This window comes from Neisseriaceae bacterium CLB008 (genome assembly GCA_041228285.1).
GTDB lineage: Bacteria > Pseudomonadota > Gammaproteobacteria > Burkholderiales > Neisseriaceae > JAGNPU01.
Genome location: CP166133.1, coordinates 990,184 through 1,009,145, shown reverse-complemented (window position 1 = coordinate 1,009,145; position 18,962 = coordinate 990,184). Strand labels below are relative to the sequence as shown.

Here is an 18,962-nt window from a genome sequence, read left to right as displayed (position 1 = left end):
ATTAATCACAACCAAGCAGGATGACAAAGCCGGGCACTGTCTCCTGGCATTTTGATTTGCGTTGGGCCGTTAACGGACAACGTTACGAGGCTTGCCTTCGTTCACCGTAATAAAATTATCGCGGTGCCAAATACCAACGTGGGCTTTCTTGTCGGTTAAATTACCAAACTTTAGCTTCACGCCTACGCCAGGCATGACGTAATAACGCTCATGACAAGTTTTTTGACCACTGGGGTTGGGGGTCTTGCAGGGGCCAAAAGCCACCACGCGAAAAGTCACGTTGCCGCGGTTATAAACGGCACCGTTTTGGTATTCGTAATCAAAGGTTTCTTGCCGAGGCGCCACCACTAAAATGGTGCCAATGCTGGCAGAAGTCGTGGCGGTGGCGGCTTTAGCCGATTTAGACAGTCCATCTTCCTGTACGGGATTGTCTTGCCAGTTCAGACGGTAATACCGCTCTTGATCGTCTTTAGGCCCATCATAAAAAATACGGAACACATCTTTGCCCTTACCAGGCAAGATGAGGTTGGCAGGCGTCGATAAAATCTCGCTGGCCGAAGACAAGGGCAAGGCTTCCCCACCCTCCATGGGTGAGCTAATGCGCTCAATGCTCAAGCTCACCAAACGCGCGCCATCCACGGTGTTTTCAATTTCTTTAGCCAACATGGTCTGGTCGGTGTGAATCAATGCGGTGATTTCGCCCACGCTGATCGCCTGAGCCAAAGCGCTGACGGCCCATACCGAAGACGCAAAACCATATTTGAAAATATGCTTCATAAATCTTCTCCTAAAACTGAGGGGGCCTAGCCCCCTCAACTCAAGCACACACTAAAAACTAGAAAACTTTTTAGATAAAGTCGCCAGTCCAAGTCGCAACGAATTGAACGTTCACGTTACCGTCCCACAAACCGTCGGTTAGGTCTTTATAAGTTGTAGGAGCACCAGCAACAGAAGCAGAAGCAATGCTAAAGTTGAATTGACCCAAAGCGCTTACGCGATCAGATTTACCGAATGCATCACCAGCAGTTAAGGCAGTCAAGCCAGAGTTCACGCCATTGGCGGTATCAATCATCACCACTTCGCTGTCTTTAGATAGTTTTTCGCCGTTCCATTTAACGCCCACTTCTAAAGTAGAATCGTCAGAAGAGCGAGCCAAAGTAGAAGAAATCACTTTAGAAGCCAATTTAAAGTCAGTCGCGCCAGATTGGCCAGCGATGGTCACGTCAAACGCGCCATCTAGCGTGTTAAATGATTGTTGACCTTCAGCATAGTTAAAAGTCAAAGATTTCAACGGGGTAACCACTAACATGCTTTTTGTGTCTTTAATGGCTTTTGCATCCCAAGAAGCGATGGCTGAAGCAGTACGTTCTGCAGCTTGTGCAACAGAAACAGTCCCCAAAGAAGCAGCCAACAATACAGCCAAAGTTAATTTTTTCATAACATTTCCTTTATATTACTTTTTAAAAAAACATACAAGACGAAATATCTTGCATATGTAAAAACAAAAGCTCATTTAAATATCGGAGCCCTTGTAAACCTAGATACTTTCCTTCAAAAGACTGATAGCATTTTTCAATTCAAACATTGACTTATCGCCAAGACCTATAATGCTCATCACATCACTCTCATCCAAGTCCAGTAGATCCCCAATAGTATCAACATCATGTTTCTTCAGAGCATTAAGGACGCGATTAGAAACTCCCAAGTTATCAATCAGCAATTTCCGCTTCTCTTCTAAAACCTGATCTCTATTTAATATACGTCTACACTTAGACCAAAACTTCAACTGAGTATTAAACTCCCAGAGTTCCCCATCCTCAGTCAAAGCAAATATACTTTTATCTAGACCAACTATTTGAGCAATTTTCATTTTCGACACCTTTAATACTATGAGTTTCAAATTAAGAGCATCACTAGCTAAATAATTCATCTAAAAACGCGCTTACTTGATATGCGAGTATTATATGCACTCAAAATGTAAAGATACGTCTTGTAATTGTTAAGTTTTGAAAGTAATGTGTTAAATATAGATAAGAAAACATGCTAATAAAATCTAATAGCCAATATAAAAAGCCAGGCTTTGGACCCGTAAAGGTACAAAGCCTGGCTTCGTTTTAGATCAGATTAAAGTTTAAAAAAATCAAAGCTAACCTTTGTTGCGGGTTTAGACCTTTGATTTCATCCACCACCTACTAACCCTACCAAGCTTCTGACAATCAAAACCTGAAACATAGCTTATGCCTAGTGCCTTTTCTATACGACCATCGCAAGTGGCCATTCCGACCCCACCAGCCTATTGATTAGGCCCTTACTGAGGCATGCGTATTTGCATCGTTATAGCAGCGGTAATTCCCTGTGAGACATTTTCAAGATTACGGTTAACTTTGTCATTTAGCTTAGATACACAACCTCTAATGGGTTAAAACGACCATTATCAGGACCGAGTCCGGCAAAATACAGAATTCAGCCCTTTAAAGCCGCTTCATGACGATCCAGCTTTACGGGGTCAATTCAACATCGCTGTAAGGGGTTAAACGGGAGGAACAGTTTAACGTTCCCAAATAGAGTCAGGGCCAATGTCTTGGCCTTGACTTTGGGATTGTGTTAAGTGCTGTTGTGCGGCTTCAAATTGATCTTGTGCCTTGGTTTTAAAACCAGCCTGAGTAGTTTCTTTGGCCAGGTTACTGATGATTCTGGCCTCAGTCTTATGGCCAAGCTTATAAAGCTCCTTGGCGATTTTGCCGTACTCTGAAACAATAATGCCCCGCGTTTGCAGGGCATTATTAATAAATGGATGTTTGGGTTCGGTATTGTTTTTGAGCGCTTCTATCAGCTCTCTAGCCTCCTGTCTGGCGACGATGCCCACTTCACCACGGCCGCGGATTTGCCGCTGAATGCCAGGCTCACCTTTCTGAGTCTTGCCACGATGCACTCGCTTGGTGGCCGCACACAGTACCCCTTCATCCCGAAGCTTTTCGGCAAAGCGCACACGCCATTCAAACAGGTCGTTTTTACGGGGGTTCATGCGTTGGCCAAACTCATCACGCATCAACACACAAACGTGGACATGAGGGTGCTTTTCGTCCAAGTGCTGCACAAACATATACTGATGGCCATCAAACTGCTCTTTGGCAAACTCGCGTGCGGCATTCTTAACTGCCTCGGGATTGGTGCCTGGTGGCATCGACAGCACCACGTTTAAAGCCTCCCGATACTTGCTTTCGTCAGGAATGTTTAAGCGCTGCCATTCTTTCGTGATGGCCTCAATGGCTTTTTTACCGTTAATGACTTCACCGTCTTGGGTTTCCAAAGCCAGCTTACCGTTTCGGCTGATGTAACTTAAGTGCCCTCGTACACCGTTCATGCCATTAGAAGCGCCTTTACGCTTAGGGATTTTGACCATCACTTCCGGGTGTTTCTGTGCGGCCGCACGCAAATTGGTTAGGCCGCTATTGGGCTTGAGTGGCTTACCTCCTCGTGAGCCTCTATTGCCTTTACCACTAAGAGGCAGGCCATCAGCTTTTTTCCCGACAGCACGAGTCTGGTAGCCTAGAAACCAATGGTCAATATTCTTACTCAGCGCATCCATTAGCCAAACCTCCTTCGATTGGCCAACAATACATCGCCAACCTTTTTAGTATGTTCATCAATAACCGTATGTAGCTGGGCGATGTGGTCACTGGTAAGGTTTACGCCCTCCATTGCATTAAGCTGTCGGGCGATCTGATTAATGTTGCGACCGATCCGCAAGAGCTGACTATTGGATTGATACAGCACCTCAATCTCTTTGGCCGATAGATTGGGATGCTTACTTATGTAGCTACGTAAAATAGACCTAGCAGCCATATTGGCAGTTGAGCCAAACTTAAGGGCTAACTCATCTAAATAAGCCCGGTCGGTTTCAATCAACTGAATTTCCAAACGTGTGTGATTGGGTACGTCAGAAACCACCTGCTCAGTATTGCCTTTTTCTTTTAAAGCTTCTTTTAGTAAATGCTTGGCCAGTAATGAAACACTGGCCTTACCAAACCTTTCTAAGGCCAATTCCTTTAAACGCTGTTGCTCTGTTTGAGTGAGCCCATAAACATCTATTTTCTTATTCATGACCATACCTCATCGCTCAATAAATAAATCATCTTGGCCCTCAATAAGGTTGTCGTTACCCTTAACCTGTCCTAAAACAGCCTCATGCTTAGCGACCTCTGACTCATAAAAATTAGCCCATGCGATCACCCTGTAATCCTCTTGTAAACCTTGAACAATCCGCTCAATGTTGTACTCAAGTACATTACGGCTGCGCTGCTCAGCAGCAGATAAAAACACACTCTGTTTTAAGTAGTTCTCCTTAGCTTCAGCCAATCGGGCCTCTTCTGGCGTCGGCAGTGGTTCCGGCGCACGGGATTGTTCTAGGTTCAGTACATAATTCTGAATTTTTTGGGCATCACGAGTGGCATGGATAATTTCCATCGAATCATTCTCTAAGGCCTTAATCCAACTTTGAACGTAGGCTAGGTGTTGGCTAGGATCATGCTCTAGGCCCAACTCACGATTGAGGATCATGGATGCAATCTCGGCCCTCAGTTCTTCTTTGGCGTAGCTGTCTGAGCCAAAGCCACCGCTCATGTCTCGGTCTAGACGTTCAGGGTGGCCCGTCCAGTGCCCCAGCTCATGCAAGGCCGTTGCGTAATAAAGGCCGGCGTTTTGAAACTGCTTTTGTTCAGGCAATACAATGTGATCTTTAGCTAGACTGTAATAAGCTTGATCGCCCGCTTCGTGCTTTATCTCTGCACCCGATGCCTTTAGGAGCGCCTCAGCCCGATCATCCGGTACCCAATCCATCGTTAAGGGGGTACGCTCCCAACGAGGTAGGCCGTCTATCTGCTCGCCGTTGAACACAGTAAAACCCTTAATGAAAGGCCGTTCCAACTTGGCAAACACCTTTATAGGCTTCCCTTGCTCATCCATAATTGGCTTTCCTTGGGCATCAGTCTTGGTGATTTCCCTATGGGTAATCAGCTTAATAAGGCCCACCCCTTTTTCACCTTTACGCACCTGGCAATCAATCGACTTAGCCTGCTTATAAGTCATCCAACGAGGGTCTTCACGCATTTGCACCGACAACATGAGGCTATTTGTGCCAGAGTAGCGATTGCCAGTCGTATGGTTGTAAGGCAAGTCCTGGCCATCAGCTGGAGACCAGAGCTTAAGCCAGGGCGCAGTGCCCTGACGTAGTTGTTCAATGATTTTCTGTGCCAACTGATCGGCATAGTCTTGTTGTGTGTTTTTAACTTCAGCCATTGCCTTCCTTTCAGCCATAAAAAAGCCCCTAGCTAAGCCAGGGGCGTTTAACGTTTAAAAGTCATGCCTATGATGTTGGCTGATGCTCGGCCCATCCATCTAAGGTTAAGAAGTCTTTAACCACAGAAGGAGTTTCTGGGTCGTCTAAATAAGCCTTCATTTCTTCATAAGAAGTATTGGCACGCCAATAAGCCTCAATCTGTTCTTCAGTCATCTGCTCAAAAGCCCGCGCTTCATCAGCGGTTAAATCATCTTCATACGCGGCATCACCTGGCATTAAAAAATCATGTTCGGTTTGTTTGGTCATAACGGAATTCCTTATCGTTCAATGTCGGCATCGCCGACATTCGGGTTAAGATCATTTAAAGATGGCTCTTGGTCAACGCTTGGACTGCTGGAAATGGCTTGCTCTTGTGGAATATACATGGGTGCCGGTAAATCTAAGCGGCCCCCTTTCATATGCGTCACAGTGCTTTCATAAAAGTTTTGGATGGCCTGAGCCCTGTCTGGCCCATTCAAACCTTCAATCGACTGCATAGTAGCGCGTTCATAAAAGGCCAGCTTTTCACGCTGAGGCTGGCTCAATTTTTCAGCCTTAGCCATATAGGCATGCTTGGCCACCATAAAGTCAACGTCTTGGCCTTGGCTTGGTGCCACTTCGGCCGTGGAACTATTGCCAAGCTCATGCGGCAAGTCCTCAAAAGGCACATCATAAAAGGCCGTGTCATCATACGGTGGCAAGTCATCCATTTCCGGCATCGATGGGGCTGCGTCGGCGGTTGCAGGCTCAGGCTCCACCTTCACTGCCGGCTCCTTTTCAAGCGGTGGCTCCGGCGGCGCATTCCGTTTATCCTGGTCAACAGTTTGTGACCGTTCGGCTTCTGATTCGATCTGATTTAAGGACTGCTCCGAACGTAACTGCGCCACCAAATCTAGGTCATCCTTGGTCGGCTTATAGCCCTTGGTTTTGATGCCCTGACTCTCAGCCGCGATGTACATCATCCGCTTGAAATCAGGGGTACCCTTGATCTTAATACTTTCCCAACCCTTAGCCTTGGCTACTTCCAGCATGTCTTTAGTGGTTTGCATGTCGGTTTTAGCCGTCACCAGCTTTTTACCATTGTCGGTAAACAAGACAGTCATATTGTTATCAGATGACAGATATTTACCGTTGTTAAAAATATACCGTGCGGCCAATCCATCGGGTGGGGTCTTATAACGGAAATCCAAGATAGGCTTGCCTGGTGCATCTTTGTCAGCCTGCTGGCCTGGTTCTGTATCAACAATGTCTGAAGTAGGTTTGCCGGCAATGGGTTCAGCCTTGGCTTCAAAGCCATCCTGGCCCAAATTTAAAGACTGTTGCCGTTCAGCAAACTCAATTTCATTCTGTTGGTCTTGGTTTTCTTCTTTCACTGGCACTTCCTTTACTTGGTCTGGACGTAAAAAAACCGCCTCTTGGGCGGTGGGTTGGATCGGTTCTTTAATCGGCGGACTGCTGCCTATTTCTGGGCCGGCTTCTTTATGTTGAAGCGAGGCGTCGGATATAGTTTCTCCATGATTCCTAGAGAGTCCTTCGTTTCTTGCCGCAAAGATTCTAGTTCTGAGGGCGTCAACATTCGGGGCTGCTCGGAGGTGCCCAGCTTCGCCTTGTGTGAGTTTGTCAATGCCATAACCAAAAGTCCTTTTAAAAAATTCGTCCATGCCTGTGCCGTGTTTACGGCCTATGGCATCTATCATAGGTTGTTTGACCACAATATTCAATGCGCCTTCGTGTGCGGTCATCACCGCGGCCCCAACCACTTTACCGCCTTGGCTTTCAATATAACCCTTTAGTGAAGCCAGCGTACCACCTACTGACAATGAGTCATCAATCAATAGGTAATCTTTGCCAGGGGTGACGTCACCCGTAAAGTTTGGGCTGAAGGCAAAACGGTAATCAATACCTTTACCCGTCCTGGCCACTTTATTTGCTTGCAAAATATCAGGAGCAATAGGCAAGCTAAGCTCCGCAGATAAAGCCCTAGCCATGCCCATCGGAATCTTATTCTTACCAGCCGCTTCCACCGCAGTAACCGGCACTAAGTAAGGCTGTTTATCACCAATTAAGTTCTGTACCTCTTGCACAGTTTCCTCTGTAATCAGCTTACTAACCAAAGCCATAGCCGCTTCAGGATCACCACCTTTAGCCGCCAAGTATTCAGGTTCATTCTTCAAAGCCCCTAAATCACTATTGCGGATCACCGGTGGAAAATCCCCCCAAGGCGTGCGCTCAGGGTTTGGCCAAACCTGCCGATCACCTACCAAAGGCGTGTTCATTTGCTGCAATACGGCATCATGGCCAGCCAGTTGGTGCAGGTCATTAAAATCACTGGGCAGCTTATCTTGGCCAAAACTGTTTTGATACTGTTCAATCTGAGCCCGCGTAAACGTGGGCATGGCCACACTGGCACGTTCACCCAATTGCGCGGCCGCTTCCTTTGCCTTATTCAAGCCAGTCTGAGACAGGTCATTATCAGCCGCAATCATCACCTTAACGTCTGCCGGTAAACTCTTGGCCAAGCGCTCGGCCACCGTCACCAAGTTGCCAGCATTGAATGCCACCAAAACCGGCTTGCCAGTAGCCTCATGAATACTGGCCGCCGTAGCGTAGCCTTCCGTCAATACCAAGCCTTCCTTAAAACCTTTGCCATCACCCACAAGGGTATAGCTGCCTTTCACCTGGCCATTACTTAAGAAGTTTTTATCGCCCAATTGATTGATGAACTGAAGCGACACGATCTCACGGTTTTGGTAAATCGGGATGATGAGGTTTTGATTACCTTTGTACTGGCTTTGTTTTAGTTGAGAGATAATCTTGTGGTTAGTAATGCCTTTGGACACAAGATATGGGTGATTAGCTTTAGCCTGGCCATTGTTACGCCAAATGGCGTTGGCTGATCGCTTGGCTTTTCCCTGAGCTACTTGGTGCTTTTGTAATTCAGCGGCACGCCTGGCTTCAGCTTCAGCAGCACGTCTGGCTTTTTCTTCTGGCGACGGCGGCGTATAGGGCTTACTAGGTGTATAGCCTTTTTGCTTGGCTTCATAAAATAGGGTGTTGATGGTCACAAAGCCAGGCTTCAAGCTTTTCCAAACCGCGCCAGCATCACGAGGCTTATATGAATCAGCTTGCTGCGACCACTGATCCCAAATCTGGTGGCCTTCTTCACCCAACTCATCTTTAAGTGCAGCCCCCATGTTCACCCACGTATCCCGATCACTAGGATCAACGTGGCTGAGGGCATTCTGAATTTCATCTATATCCTGCATATTCATGTACTCCAAATAAAATTGCCGCCCATAAAGGCGGCATCATAAAATTTGCCATCAGCATTTATCCCATATATCATATGATGATTATGATTATGATTTAATAAATAAGGGAAATGATGCGGCAATCAGACTCAACAGGAATGATCGTTATATGTTTAACTCTCCTCCTACTTGTAGTAGTTGTTTGGTTTTCCCAAACACTCGGCTTAAATTTCACAATAGCGATGGAAATTATTTGTAAACTATTTATTTCAACAATAGTTTTTCTATTCTTTGCTTACTTTTTAAACCAAAATAGCATTAATATCAAATGGCCATTTTCATTATATTTGGCTGCTATTTTTTATAGCTTCATCCCCGCTTTGAATAAATGGGCTGGCAAATCAGAAGATGGATTTTCATTCATTGAAATTAAATGGTATGGGGAAAGTTGGATACAAACTCTGGTTTTTTTTGCAATCATAGGGATTGGCCTTTTTCTCACGTATCGCTCAGAACGATAAAACAAAAAAATCAGGATATTTATTTAGTCCTGATTTTTTTTGACTTATTACTTAGATTAACCAATAACGCCGTCAATAAGGCCAAAATTGCAGAACCGCATAAATAAAAAATAGCCCCATCAATGATATTGTTTAATGGATTTTCAATATTAATTAATCTATGAATTAGAAATAGGCATCCTATAAAAAAAACATATTTAGCCACATAGGAAAACATTCTTTTATTATAAAAACTTACCACCTCGGCCTTACCTAATAGCGATATATTTTCAATATTCATTGCATACCAATATTTCCTCTGTTCAATACTCAAAATATTAGGCCAATAAAGAAAATCTCTTAGACACTGTATTGTCCAAAATAGAGGCGCAAATAAAATTGTAGCGCCTATTTTTAAGGCTAAGTAAAAGAATGCATGTTGAAAAGCCTCATCATAAATAGCCCTATCTTGTAAAAAAACAACCTGCGTAAAAAGCATCACAGCAACACAAAATGCAGCTAGTTTGAAATGCCACCAATAATTAAGTTTAAAACTATTATCCATATATTTTATCCTTTAAGTCCTTTAGCATTGCCTAGTAAGCGGCTAATGGTGGGCATGGAATCAATGCCCACGTCGGCCAAATTAGCCTGCACGGTCTCACTGATGGCTTGCACATAGTCAGGGTGGCTATCTGCCGGAATAAGGCTATTAAGCACAGCCTCAAGCAGCTCGCCCTGGTTACAGGTGTCAGCCAAGCCGGTAGTGGCCAACTGATCGGCCGGCACGTATTGAGCCACGATGTTTTGATGCGCCACCGGAATGTGGCGTAATTGAATGTCTAGAACAGGGATTTCAGGCACGGCCCAGCTCACCCGTTTCATAAAGACCGGATCGGTAAAGTAACGAATCTTTTGAGCGTAGATGGGTCGGCTGCTGTTTAAGCTGATGATGCAGTCTTCCTTGGGCATCAGCTTCAGCTCATCCGGCAACATCACCGCACGCTTTTGTTCACTGTCACTGTAGCTGCGGCCACTGCCTCGGCCTTGAGAGCGTGAAATGGATCGGGCTTTAAAAGTCTCATAGCCGATCAGTTCACTATACTCATTGGCATCACTCTGATCCCGAGGTGGGAATACGATCTGGCAGCCGAAGTTGGTGAAGAAGGTACGAGTGCCTTCTTTGGTATACAGCCTGGTAATCTGGGATGGACTCTGAAAAATAATCAGCAACCGAAGCTCGTAGCCGGCAATAAAGGACACGCCACGTTCAATCGCCGGCACTACACCAAGAGCGGTAAATTCATCAATCATCATGAGGCACTGATACTTCAAAGCCGGATTATTCTCTGGCAAGCCCTGAGCCACGTTGATGTCGATGAGCTGACTAAAAAATAGGTTCGTTAATCGACTGAAGGTGCCCGTCTCTGTAGGCAGCACGCCCAGATAAACCGTCATGCGCTGCTTGCGTAGCTCATCAAGATAAAAGTCATCGTCAGACGTTGCCGCCTCAACAACCGGATCAAGAAAGATAGACAGCGGTGCCGTCAACGTAGCCAGTACATCAGAGCCGGTTTTGGCATTACCGTTGGCAAAGCCAAGCAGCAAGGTTTCACAACGATCACTAAGCCGCGTACCTGGCTGCTGTTGGCGTTTGGTCACCTCCTCTTTAACCCACTCATGAAACGCCTGGCCGGTACTGGGTGACGTTAACCGAAACAGATTGGCCAAGGTCACACTGCCTTTGGGATTGCCTCGCCGCTCCTCTTCCGTCTCCACCAGGTAAAGCACCAAACCCACAAAGAGCTTTTGGGCTGACTCGGTAAAGAACATTGAGCTGCCGCTGTCATTGGCTCCCTTGGTATAAAAGATATTGGCCATGTTCATGGCGTCTTTATAGGTGTAAATCGGGTTGCGCCGAATATAAGTCATGGGGTTCCAGCGATGGCTGACCAAAGGGGCATTGGGCCGTGTCTCATGCTCGGGTGTGCGGCCGCTGGGATTAAATAAGAACACCTTTTGACCATGCTTGGCTCTATAACCGGCGGTCAGTAGGAAGTTCTCAAGCTTGGGGTCAAAAACCACCATGCTGTCACGGTAATGAAGGCAATTCGGGATCACAAAACCCACCCCCTTACCTGAACGGGTCGGTGCGGCCAGGTAAGCAAACTCATTGCCGCCCCATCGTAAATACTTGCCCTTATATTTACCCAGAAGAATATCTGGCCGCTCAAACTTAACCTTGGTTAAACTGGCCATATTGATCTCTGCCGCATTGGCAAAACGGGTGCTACCGTGTAGTTCGCGCTTAGGCTTCATGAACACGCCCATCAGCACCATTGGGATTGGCAACAACGACAACACCGTCGCCCCTACCAATGTGGCTCGATAAGGTAAAGCTGAAGCTGCCGGCACCTGATCCCAACCCCAAACTTGAAAGGCGTTGTACAGTAGGGTTAGAGAAGGCTGGGCCTTTAAGCCCAGCCACTCAATCAGCACGATACTGGCCACAAACTGAACAGCCCCACCCACCATGAGCACCATCAGCGGAATCAAGATCAAAACTGCGATCATTTTTTGTTTCATCGTGTCTCCTGAAATAAAAAAGACCTGAACAAGTCAGGCCTTTATAGGTGTTGGTGAATGCTGTCAGGGTCATTAACGTCTGTGCTGCCCGTACCTTTGGGTTTGGTGTAAATCATTTGAAACTCACTCACCAAAATTTCAACGGTGGTTCTGGGTCGATTTTGCTGGTCAACATACTGCCGAGTGCGAAGCTTACCGTGTACCTGAATACAGTCACCTTTATGCATGTAGCGATGCACTGCTTCAGCAGCGCCGCCATAAAATAAAGCAATGAACCATTCAATGCTTTCCTTTACTTCCCCCGTTTGTTTATCCGTACGTTTTTCTGAGTACGCAATGGGTACATTTACGGTGGCGGTTGAGTCGGGTAGATAGCGTAATTCAGGGTCTTTACCTAAATTACCCATGACTGTGATTTTATTTAAATAAGGCATTAAAAAATCCTTTATTGATTAAGATTTGAGTAAGGGCCAGTCATGACTTTTGCAACCCACCAAGATAGCCGATCAACTCATCAAGCAAAGCCCCAAGGTTTTCAGTCATGATGATTTGGCTGGCCGTTGTCAGGCTTGCCAGGTCTTCGCCCTGCTCGCTGGCCTCGTCCTGAAGCACGTCTAAATATTGGATACGCTTAAGGCTTAGCTGATCGGTTAAGATGAAGCGAATACGTTCCTGCCACACAAGGCCCAACTGGGTGACTACTTTGCCCGTCTTAACGTGGTTGGTGACTTCTTCTTCGGTTAAGTCTTGCTTGGCAATCCGAACAGTCGCTGCCACGTAACCGGTGCCACGCTGAACGCAATCACTGTCTAATTCAAAATGACCTTCTGCCTGACCAGCCAACAGCCAATTGGTCATCAAGGTTGAGGGCGAAATCTCGGTATGAGGCAGAGTGGCTTCTAGGCCACCTAACGCCTGGCGAATCTTGCTGAGCATGCCTTCCGCCTTGTTAGCTGAGGCACTGTCTACAATCAAATAGCCACGGTCATAGTCAAACAGAGCATTCGTGCGACTACTTTTAGTAAAGGCACGGGGCAACAAGTCATCGGTAATGGCCTCTTTAAGCGCCATCTTTTCTTTACGGCCTACGGTGCGGGCTTCTTCTTTTTCAATTAGGCTAACCTTTTCATTGAGCGCATCTTTAATGACTGAGCTAGGCAACACTTTGGCTTCCTTCTTTAGCGCGATCAAATGACTCTGGCCTGTACTGAAGGCCAGGCGCTCATCGAACACAACCGCTGGAGCAAACCCTTCAGTAAACCAATCTAACCCCATACAAGGGCCAAACTGGGCTTCGCTCAGCTTGGCCACAATGGTTTCAATTTCAGGCAAGTTAGCCTTATTCAGTGGGTAAAAAGATAATTGCTTAAAAAACATAACGATTCCTTGTATTCATTTCATGATGATGCGTAAGCATAAAAAGCCCTCAGTGCTTTACTGAGGGCAGCTAGGTCGGCTGATTAACCGGCCAGCAAGGCCAGCTCAGCCTCTTGATTAACCGGCATGTACAAATCTACGGATGAGCCAGCAGCACGGCCCTTAATAAAATCGCTGTCATCACTTTTAAGGCCGCTGGTTTTAGGTTTTGCCACTAACGCTTTGCCCGTCGATAACTGCAAGCGCTTCTCTTTATAGTCATCGAGCACCTGCGCTTCGTCAGGGCTAAACCCTAGTTGATCGATCTTACGGCGCACTGTAGACACCCACCCCTTACAGAACTGATCTGCTCGATAGGTCTTATTCGCTCGCACCCGTACCCGTTTTAACTCAGTGGCCATGTACTCACGCCTAGCCTTTTTTAAACGAGGCATCAACGCTTCAAAGGCATAGCTGGCAAACAAAGCATTGTTGGCCAAGCCATAGAATTTGATACAGCGGGCACCGTTGTGCCAGCCCTGGTACATCTTGCTGTTAAACGCGTCAGCAATCAGATGAGCAAATGACCACTGCCAATCAGGCATGGCTTCAGCCACTTTACTGGTTTCTGCTTCGGCCACCTTGGCCACGGCAATATCGATGTAGTCCACGTTATGCTCTTGCATAAGCTTACGCGCTTGGCCCAATGCCACTGCTGCCTCATGCTCATTTGAACTCTTGGCCAAAGCCAGACACTTCTCAATCTTGCTGATGATTTTCTTTAAATATTCGTCCATGCTTACCTCAAATAAAAATGGCCCACATGGGCCATTAATGTTGTTTCATTCGTTTCGCTTGCCGTCTAAACTCACTCGGATAAATAGGTTTAGGATCACGCCACAAGCCCAGCTTGGCCTTTTGGGCATTCCGCTGTGCCAAGTAATATTTAGGGTTCTTTGAGTACTCCTTATAAACCCAAGCCATACCCGATCGCACCATGACGTAATTTACGTCTTGGCCATTCAAATACAGCGTGCCAACCAAGCGGCCATACTGGTCTTTGCCGCTGGTTTTGACGGCGATCTGCTGACCATGCACCATCTTGGCCAAGAACTGCTTGGACTGGTTACCAAAGGCTTGTTTGCTTTCTGGTGCATCAATGTCGGCCAGCCGAATACGTTCTTTTTTCTTGTTGGCCAACAAACACGTCACTGTGTCACCATCAGCCACATGAATCACTTTGCATCCCAATGTAGCTGCCTGAGCGCTGCCAATGAATAAGATGCCTACAAGCACTAACCAATGCTTCATGCTTTTTCCTTTTTAGCTTCTACATACTCTGGCAACCAACATTCACCTAAAACCGATAAACGTGGCCGGATGTACGGTGAACAACGTTTAGGATCGTGCTGCTTCATGAGTGCTTCCCACTCAGCATCATTCTTGTGATCAGGATAGAACCCATAGGCCTCATAAAACAGGCGCATTAAGAAATCATCCTGCGTGGCTAAGTGGCCAACCAAATGAGGGTGTTTTTTAAACAACGGTGCACCATGTTCTGCATCATTAAAAATCAGCTCTACGTCCTCGCGGAACTCATCAAGCCGTTTGCACATACTGCGTGCAAAGTGCAGCTTTTCAACGGCAATGTATTTAGTGGGCACGCCACTCTGATGACTGCCTGCTTTATGATTGACATAAGCAGTGAAGAGTACCCAGCCCAGACCCGAAACCAGAGCCATCAGCAGCATCGTTAAAATGATGTTTTCAATCGCAAGCAGCTTCCAAAGCAGCCCACCAAATAAAATCAGAACACTAAAGTAAAACAGGATTCTTTTAAGCTTCTTAAACATTAGGCCCTCCCACTCATGGCATAGAATTTTTCAACAGGATCAAAGTAAAGCTCGGTCATGTGTGTCTTTTCAAAGAAACACACAATGTCGATGGTGGCTTTAACGGAATTTAAAATGTAGTCGTAGTCCATCGTCTGACCGGTGGACGACTCTTTGGCCAACTGGGCAATGCGGTAATGAACCGATAAGGCATCATTGGCGTGAACCGAAGTTAAGCCACCAGGGTGGCCTGTATTAAGTGCCGACAGATAATCCCAAGCTTCATCTCCTCGTAGCTCTGTCAGAAAGATGCGATCAGGCTTTAACCGCATACAGGATGCAATCACCGCTTTGGCCGTGATGTGTTCTTTAAAGAATAGATGCAAATGATTAGGATGATTTGGTAAGTCCAGCTCATGAGTGTCTTCAATGGTGATGATGCGTACTGAAGCCGGCACCATATCTGCCACGGCTTTGGTAAACGTGGTTTTACCGGAGCCGGTACCGCCGACCATGCAAATGTTTAGCTTATGTTTAACCGCCAATTCAAAAAAAGCATTCAAGTCACGATTGGCTTTATGCTCAAGCATTTCAAGCTGCCATGCCTGCAACGGCACATCATGAGGCAGCTTCATCTTGTCGGCCAAATCACGGAACTGCTGGCCGTTGATCTCAATTTCGGATGGCTTGTTTTGATTACCATAGGTGGCCACATCTTTAAAATTCAGCACTCGCTTACTGTCAATGTAGTCATCTAACGTAAAGCGACTGTTGGACGGCTTACGAAAGCCAAAGACCAAGGTGCCATCTTCACAAGAAGGCGGCATCATAATGTGGCCACGCTCTCCATCCGGCAGCGTCACCGAATGCATAGGGCTTTTAATGGTGATGTGCTTGCCGTTAAAAATGGTCAGCGCATTGGCAAAATTGGTTAGGCTGCTTAAGGTCAGTCGTGAGTCTTCAAGCCTCACAATGCCGTCACTGCCTTCAATAAAGACTTCTCCAGGTCGGTTAATCATGACCTCAGTCACGCCAGGCCGATTGAGGTAATCATCTAGGCCCAGGTTCGCCATCATGTTTCTCACCGTGGCGTCCGGCTTGTATTCAGTCATTGCTTACTCCTTTGTTGTGAGATGTAAATCAAAAGCCACTTGTTGAAATGGGTTTTAATTTAAAAAGCCCACCATAAAATGGTGGGCTTAGTGAGTTTCAATCTAAAATTAATATGGCGAGGTTAATAAGGCGTCACACGTTCATACACACTGCTAAAATCAACGTCACGCGCCACCATCACGTTAATCAATGAACCGTGATTTACGTAACCGGTGGGCGGAATGTTGATGCTATTTTTTAGTGCTTCCGTGGCCATGTCTTGGGCGGCATCGGTAGAATTAGAGAAGGTGATTTCACCACCATTACGCTGACGGTTATTGATGTTGTCGGCCACATCGCCAATCAAGCTAATCAAGATCGCCCCACCAAAACGTTGCCAGAAGTGATTATTCACTCGGGCCGAATGACCAGCGGCACCCAACTGGCCTGCACCAGGAGAGTTAATGGCCACACGTACACCATTTGGTGTTTCAACCTCATTCCACAGCACAAATACGCGCGCCTGACCTTGAACTAAGGCCGAGGTCTGCTCGCCATTAATGCTGCTGCCACGTTCCAGCAACAACACTTTACCGTTGGCAGAGTAAACGTCTTTATTCACTACACAACGGGTTAAGCCTGGATGTGTGGTGATGATTTGCGTTTCCAACGTACAAGCAATGTTCGTGCCTTTACGCATCACATAAGTCATGTCGCCACGCTTCATGGCGTTGGTGCTCATGGTTACGGTGGGTTTAAGCCGATCTTGTAAGGGTGAATTACCACTTTGGGACGCCTGTTGGAAATTAGGGTCTACTTGCTCCCCATCACCGGTGTAGGCTTCAGCAACATTACCCAGTGACACAAGGACACCGCCTTGCAACTTTCTGTCTTTGGGCGTTTGTTCCGGCTCATTAGAACCTGAAGAGGCTGGCGCGGACTGATAAACCACTTCACCTTGTTCCTGCGCACCAACAACATGCTCAGGCTGATCCGTTTCAGCCTGCTCAGTACTAAACAGCTCAGCTTCAAGCTGTGCCTGCTCTTCATCCTGCATGGCCAGCTTTAACTTATCTTGCTCAAAGTTTTTAGGCTGGCTGTTTTGAATGCTGGCATTAAGCTGGTCAGGCTGTTTTTCTTCTGGTGCCGAAGAGCCACCGGTGAAGCCAATCGCACCGGCCACAATCACCCCGACGGCCACCAGAGCCACCGCTAGGAACATTACTTTGCCGATGCTGTTCTTTTTCTTAGAAGAGAGGTCTTGTGGCAAGCCTTTCTCAACTTCATTGTCACCAATCTTTTCAGCCAAAGAAGGCTGCTCTTCAGTGATTTGATTTAGCTCTGCCAAGTCATCCTTGGGCTTACGGTTAAACAATCCCATGTTGTACCCCTTTCTTATTTGATGATCCGAACGCTGTTGCCATCGTCGGTACCAGTACGGTTAAAGCGGCCTTGTTCATCGTAGCCACGGTTTTCTAAACCCAAAGCAGAGTCACCCAACCGCAAAATAAATTGCTTGGCCACTTCATGAACCACAACGGTGTCACCTTCCATGTGAGTATTCAGCAGCGCCTCTGACCCATCCGGCAGCTCTTTATAGATGGCCGGCAAATCTTTGCCATTATCAAAGCTGAAGTAGGTAAAACGGCCATTGTCGTAAACGGCAGTCGGTGCTAGGCCCTTAACGCCTTTGCCCCAGTAGTTTGAATTCACCACATCACCAGGTACTTTTTGCAAACGATCCAATAAGGCATTAGCCTGGGCACGCTTGCTGGCTTCAGCTGCGCGCGCTTCGCTAATCGAGTCAGGGTAAGAGAATCGTAAAACGTAGGTAGGCGTTTGAGCGGCCTTACCCTTGCCGCCCACTAATGACAGCGCAAATACATAGGTGCGTTTATTGGTCGTCACGATCATGTTGGTGGCTGGGCTTTGAGCCGTCGGCTTAAAAATGATGTTGTTGCCTTTAACCGCCAGATTCCAAGCGTCGGCATCGCCCATACCTAAGGCGGCGGTGTCGCCAGTCATGCGTTCATCAGCTTCAAGCTGAATCAAAACTGCTTTGCCGACCTGGGCCCGAACGTTAAACACCTGGTTGGCGCTATACGCTGCCGTTTGAATACGCGCATCTTCACCAAGACTGTAAGGCGTCGCAGCGGCCATAACCGCCGGCGCCATTAAAGAAGCCAGCACGAGGCTGGCTAGGTTTTGTTTCAATGTCATCACAACGTCCTTTAAATGGCTGCGTTTTCTGGGTCAACGCGGTAGCTGGTTACTTGGAAGCCCAGAGGATTTACCAAGCGGTCTTTCTCTTGAGTCGGTTCGTTCTTGTATTCAAAAGAGATCGTCGCGATCATCTTTTGTACGGGAATCTGTTTATCCAAATCCCCCTTCACAGGCACCACTCGTTTTTCAAAACGTACTTGCGCCATGTCGCCCACAAAGCTGATCGCATTCACCTTAGCGATGACCTTGTAGTTGTCTTTGAGGATCAGATGAGGGGCATTGGTTGAGCCGTTATAGAGTTTAGAGAACTCAGCTTGCACCTGACTGGCACTCAACAGCTGCGTCGCATCATAGGTGTTCTGAACCGTTTGCCAGTCATAGCCTTCACGGTTTTGGATGTACTGGGCCAACCAAAATTTGTCTGTGACTTCACCATAGCTTTTTTCTGAATGCTTCAGCGTGGTCACAATGTCTGTGGCACCGGTGTTGTTGTCCACGCGAATCACAAACGGTGTGGTGGTTTTAAGAGGCGTAAGACCGGCGACAGCACCAATGGCCACGCCGGCTAAAACCAAACAACCAGCAGCCAACCGCCAGGCAATTTTGCTGTTGCGGCGCACACGATCAATTTCAGAGGACTCAAATGCTTTGGCCGCTTGGATAAACTCATTGCCGGCCTTAATAGGGTGTTTCTTTTTTGGGTTTGTTACTTTTTTACTCATTTCACCAACTCCTGAGCAGTCACGTTGATTGGAAAGGATTGCCCATAAGGCTTACCTGGTTG

General features: G+C 46.8%; 19 protein-coding genes. All 19 read right to left on the bottom strand.

From position 1 onward, the window contains the following. Nucleotides 1–69 precede the first annotated feature (69 nt). The 19 genes from AB8Q18_04550 to AB8Q18_04460 all read right to left on the bottom strand — a co-directional run bounded on the left by AB8Q18_04550 (nucleotide 70) and on the right by AB8Q18_04460 (nucleotide 18,900). Nucleotides 70–777, bottom strand: a complete 708-nt coding sequence (locus tag AB8Q18_04550) for a hypothetical protein (GenBank protein XDZ52325.1) — start codon at nucleotides 775–777, stop codon at nucleotides 70–72. A 70-nt stretch (nucleotides 778–847) separates the two neighbouring features. Further along, nucleotides 848–1,438, bottom strand: a complete 591-nt coding sequence (locus tag AB8Q18_04545) for a common pilus major fimbrillin subunit EcpA (protein XDZ52324.1) — start codon at nucleotides 1,436–1,438, stop codon at nucleotides 848–850. Nucleotides 1,439–1,537: 99 nt separating this feature from the next. Beyond that, complete coding sequence (locus tag AB8Q18_04540; GenBank protein XDZ52323.1) at nucleotides 1,538–1,870, bottom strand: DNA-directed RNA polymerase subunit alpha C-terminal domain-containing protein; 333 nt, start codon at nucleotides 1,868–1,870, stop codon at nucleotides 1,538–1,540. Nucleotides 1,871–2,548: 678 nt separating this feature from the next. Next, a complete protein-coding gene (locus AB8Q18_04535) occupies nucleotides 2,549–3,589 on the bottom strand; it encodes a relaxase/mobilization nuclease domain-containing protein (protein XDZ52322.1) in 1,041 nt (346 codons plus the stop codon). Then, entirely contained in the window at nucleotides 3,589–4,104 is a 516-nt protein-coding gene (gene mobC, locus AB8Q18_04530; protein XDZ52321.1) for a plasmid mobilization relaxosome protein MobC, read from the bottom strand. The genes AB8Q18_04535 and mobC overlap by 1 nt, the downstream gene beginning before the upstream one ends. A gap of 9 nt (nucleotides 4,105–4,113) precedes the next feature. Next, nucleotides 4,114–5,298 (bottom strand): ArdC family protein, encoded by a 1,185-nt coding sequence (locus AB8Q18_04525; GenBank protein XDZ52320.1) that lies wholly within the window; start codon nucleotides 5,296–5,298, stop codon nucleotides 4,114–4,116. A gap of 67 nt (nucleotides 5,299–5,365) precedes the next feature. Beyond that, entirely contained in the window at nucleotides 5,366–5,605 is a 240-nt protein-coding gene (locus tag AB8Q18_04520) for a hypothetical protein (GenBank protein ID XDZ52319.1), read from the bottom strand. A gap of 11 nt (nucleotides 5,606–5,616) precedes the next feature. Continuing rightward, a complete protein-coding gene (locus AB8Q18_04515; GenBank protein XDZ52318.1) occupies nucleotides 5,617–8,604 on the bottom strand; it encodes a PriCT-2 domain-containing protein in 2,988 nt (995 codons plus the stop codon). A gap of 525 nt (nucleotides 8,605–9,129) precedes the next feature. After that, nucleotides 9,130–9,654: a hypothetical protein gene (locus AB8Q18_04510; GenBank protein ID XDZ52317.1), complete on the bottom strand. Its 525-nt coding sequence runs from the start codon at nucleotides 9,652–9,654 to the stop codon at nucleotides 9,130–9,132. Between the two features lie 5 nt (nucleotides 9,655–9,659). Beyond that, on the bottom strand, nucleotides 9,660–11,675 hold the full coding sequence (locus tag AB8Q18_04505) for a type IV secretory system conjugative DNA transfer family protein (GenBank protein XDZ52316.1): 2,016 nt from the start codon (nucleotides 11,673–11,675) through the stop codon (nucleotides 9,660–9,662). A gap of 41 nt (nucleotides 11,676–11,716) precedes the next feature. Next, entirely contained in the window at nucleotides 11,717–12,109 is a 393-nt protein-coding gene (locus AB8Q18_04500) for a single-stranded DNA-binding protein (GenBank protein ID XDZ52315.1), read from the bottom strand. A gap of 40 nt (nucleotides 12,110–12,149) precedes the next feature. After that, nucleotides 12,150–13,052: a recombination-associated protein RdgC gene (locus tag AB8Q18_04495; GenBank protein XDZ52314.1), complete on the bottom strand. Its 903-nt coding sequence runs from the start codon at nucleotides 13,050–13,052 to the stop codon at nucleotides 12,150–12,152. Nucleotides 13,053–13,135: 83 nt separating this feature from the next. Beyond that, entirely contained in the window at nucleotides 13,136–13,828 is a 693-nt protein-coding gene (locus AB8Q18_04490) for a DUF2786 domain-containing protein (protein ID XDZ52313.1), read from the bottom strand. 34 nt (nucleotides 13,829–13,862) lie between these two features. Next, nucleotides 13,863–14,342, bottom strand: coding sequence for a thermonuclease family protein (locus AB8Q18_04485; GenBank protein XDZ52312.1), 480 nt, complete (start codon nucleotides 14,340–14,342; stop codon nucleotides 13,863–13,865). Further along, the gene (locus AB8Q18_04480; GenBank protein ID XDZ52311.1) at nucleotides 14,339–14,884 is read right to left on the bottom strand and encodes a hypothetical protein; all 546 of its coding nucleotides are present in this window, start codon (nucleotides 14,882–14,884) and stop codon (nucleotides 14,339–14,341) included. Before AB8Q18_04480 ends, AB8Q18_04485 begins: the two co-directional genes overlap by 4 nt. Beyond that, the gene (locus AB8Q18_04475; GenBank protein XDZ52310.1) at nucleotides 14,884–15,975 is read right to left on the bottom strand and encodes an ATPase, T2SS/T4P/T4SS family; all 1,092 of its coding nucleotides are present in this window, start codon (nucleotides 15,973–15,975) and stop codon (nucleotides 14,884–14,886) included. The genes AB8Q18_04480 and AB8Q18_04475 overlap by 1 nt, the downstream gene beginning before the upstream one ends. Before the next feature lie 122 nt (nucleotides 15,976–16,097). Next, a complete protein-coding gene (virB10, locus tag AB8Q18_04470) occupies nucleotides 16,098–17,336 on the bottom strand; it encodes a type IV secretion system protein VirB10 (GenBank protein ID XDZ52309.1) in 1,239 nt (412 codons plus the stop codon). A gap of 14 nt (nucleotides 17,337–17,350) precedes the next feature. Further along, entirely contained in the window at nucleotides 17,351–18,175 is an 825-nt protein-coding gene (gene virB9 / locus AB8Q18_04465) for a P-type conjugative transfer protein VirB9 (protein XDZ52308.1), read from the bottom strand. A gap of 11 nt (nucleotides 18,176–18,186) precedes the next feature. Continuing rightward, the gene (locus AB8Q18_04460) at nucleotides 18,187–18,900 is read right to left on the bottom strand and encodes a virB8 family protein (protein XDZ52307.1); all 714 of its coding nucleotides are present in this window, start codon (nucleotides 18,898–18,900) and stop codon (nucleotides 18,187–18,189) included. Nucleotides 18,901–18,962 lie beyond the last annotated feature (62 nt).

Bases quoted from the DNA above. Each gene is read 5' to 3' on its own strand.
- AB8Q18_04550 (XDZ52325.1), bottom strand. From the start codon at position 777: ATGAAGCATATTTTCAAATATGGTTTTGCGTCTTCGGTATGGGCCGTC.
- AB8Q18_04545 (XDZ52324.1), bottom strand. From the start codon at position 1,438: ATGAAAAAATTAACTTTGGCTGTATTGTTGGCTGCTTCTTTGGGGACT.
- AB8Q18_04540 (XDZ52323.1), bottom strand. From the start codon at position 1,870: ATGAAAATTGCTCAAATAGTTGGTCTAGATAAAAGTATATTTGCTTTG.
- AB8Q18_04535 (XDZ52322.1), bottom strand. From the start codon at position 3,589: ATGGATGCGCTGAGTAAGAATATTGACCATTGGTTTCTAGGCTACCAG.
- mobC (XDZ52321.1), bottom strand. From the start codon at position 4,104: ATGAATAAGAAAATAGATGTTTATGGGCTCACTCAAACAGAGCAACAG.
- AB8Q18_04525 (XDZ52320.1), bottom strand. From the start codon at position 5,298: ATGGCTGAAGTTAAAAACACACAACAAGACTATGCCGATCAGTTGGCA.
- AB8Q18_04520 (XDZ52319.1), bottom strand. From the start codon at position 5,605: ATGACCAAACAAACCGAACATGATTTTTTAATGCCAGGTGATGCCGCG.
- AB8Q18_04515 (XDZ52318.1), bottom strand. From the start codon at position 8,604: ATGCAGGATATAGATGAAATTCAGAATGCCCTCAGCCACGTTGATCCT.
- AB8Q18_04510 (XDZ52317.1), bottom strand. From the start codon at position 9,654: ATGGATAATAGTTTTAAACTTAATTATTGGTGGCATTTCAAACTAGCT.
- AB8Q18_04505 (XDZ52316.1), bottom strand. From the start codon at position 11,675: ATGAAACAAAAAATGATCGCAGTTTTGATCTTGATTCCGCTGATGGTG.
- AB8Q18_04500 (XDZ52315.1), bottom strand. From the start codon at position 12,109: ATGCCTTATTTAAATAAAATCACAGTCATGGGTAATTTAGGTAAAGAC.
- AB8Q18_04495 (XDZ52314.1), bottom strand. From the start codon at position 13,052: ATGTTTTTTAAGCAATTATCTTTTTACCCACTGAATAAGGCTAACTTG.
- AB8Q18_04490 (XDZ52313.1), bottom strand. From the start codon at position 13,828: ATGGACGAATATTTAAAGAAAATCATCAGCAAGATTGAGAAGTGTCTG.
- AB8Q18_04485 (XDZ52312.1), bottom strand. From the start codon at position 14,342: ATGAAGCATTGGTTAGTGCTTGTAGGCATCTTATTCATTGGCAGCGCT.
- AB8Q18_04480 (XDZ52311.1), bottom strand. From the start codon at position 14,884: ATGTTTAAGAAGCTTAAAAGAATCCTGTTTTACTTTAGTGTTCTGATT.
- AB8Q18_04475 (XDZ52310.1), bottom strand. From the start codon at position 15,975: ATGACTGAATACAAGCCGGACGCCACGGTGAGAAACATGATGGCGAAC.
- virB10 (XDZ52309.1), bottom strand. From the start codon at position 17,336: ATGGGATTGTTTAACCGTAAGCCCAAGGATGACTTGGCAGAGCTAAAT.
- virB9 (XDZ52308.1), bottom strand. From the start codon at position 18,175: ATGACATTGAAACAAAACCTAGCCAGCCTCGTGCTGGCTTCTTTAATG.
- AB8Q18_04460 (XDZ52307.1), bottom strand. From the start codon at position 18,900: ATGAGTAAAAAAGTAACAAACCCAAAAAAGAAACACCCTATTAAGGCC.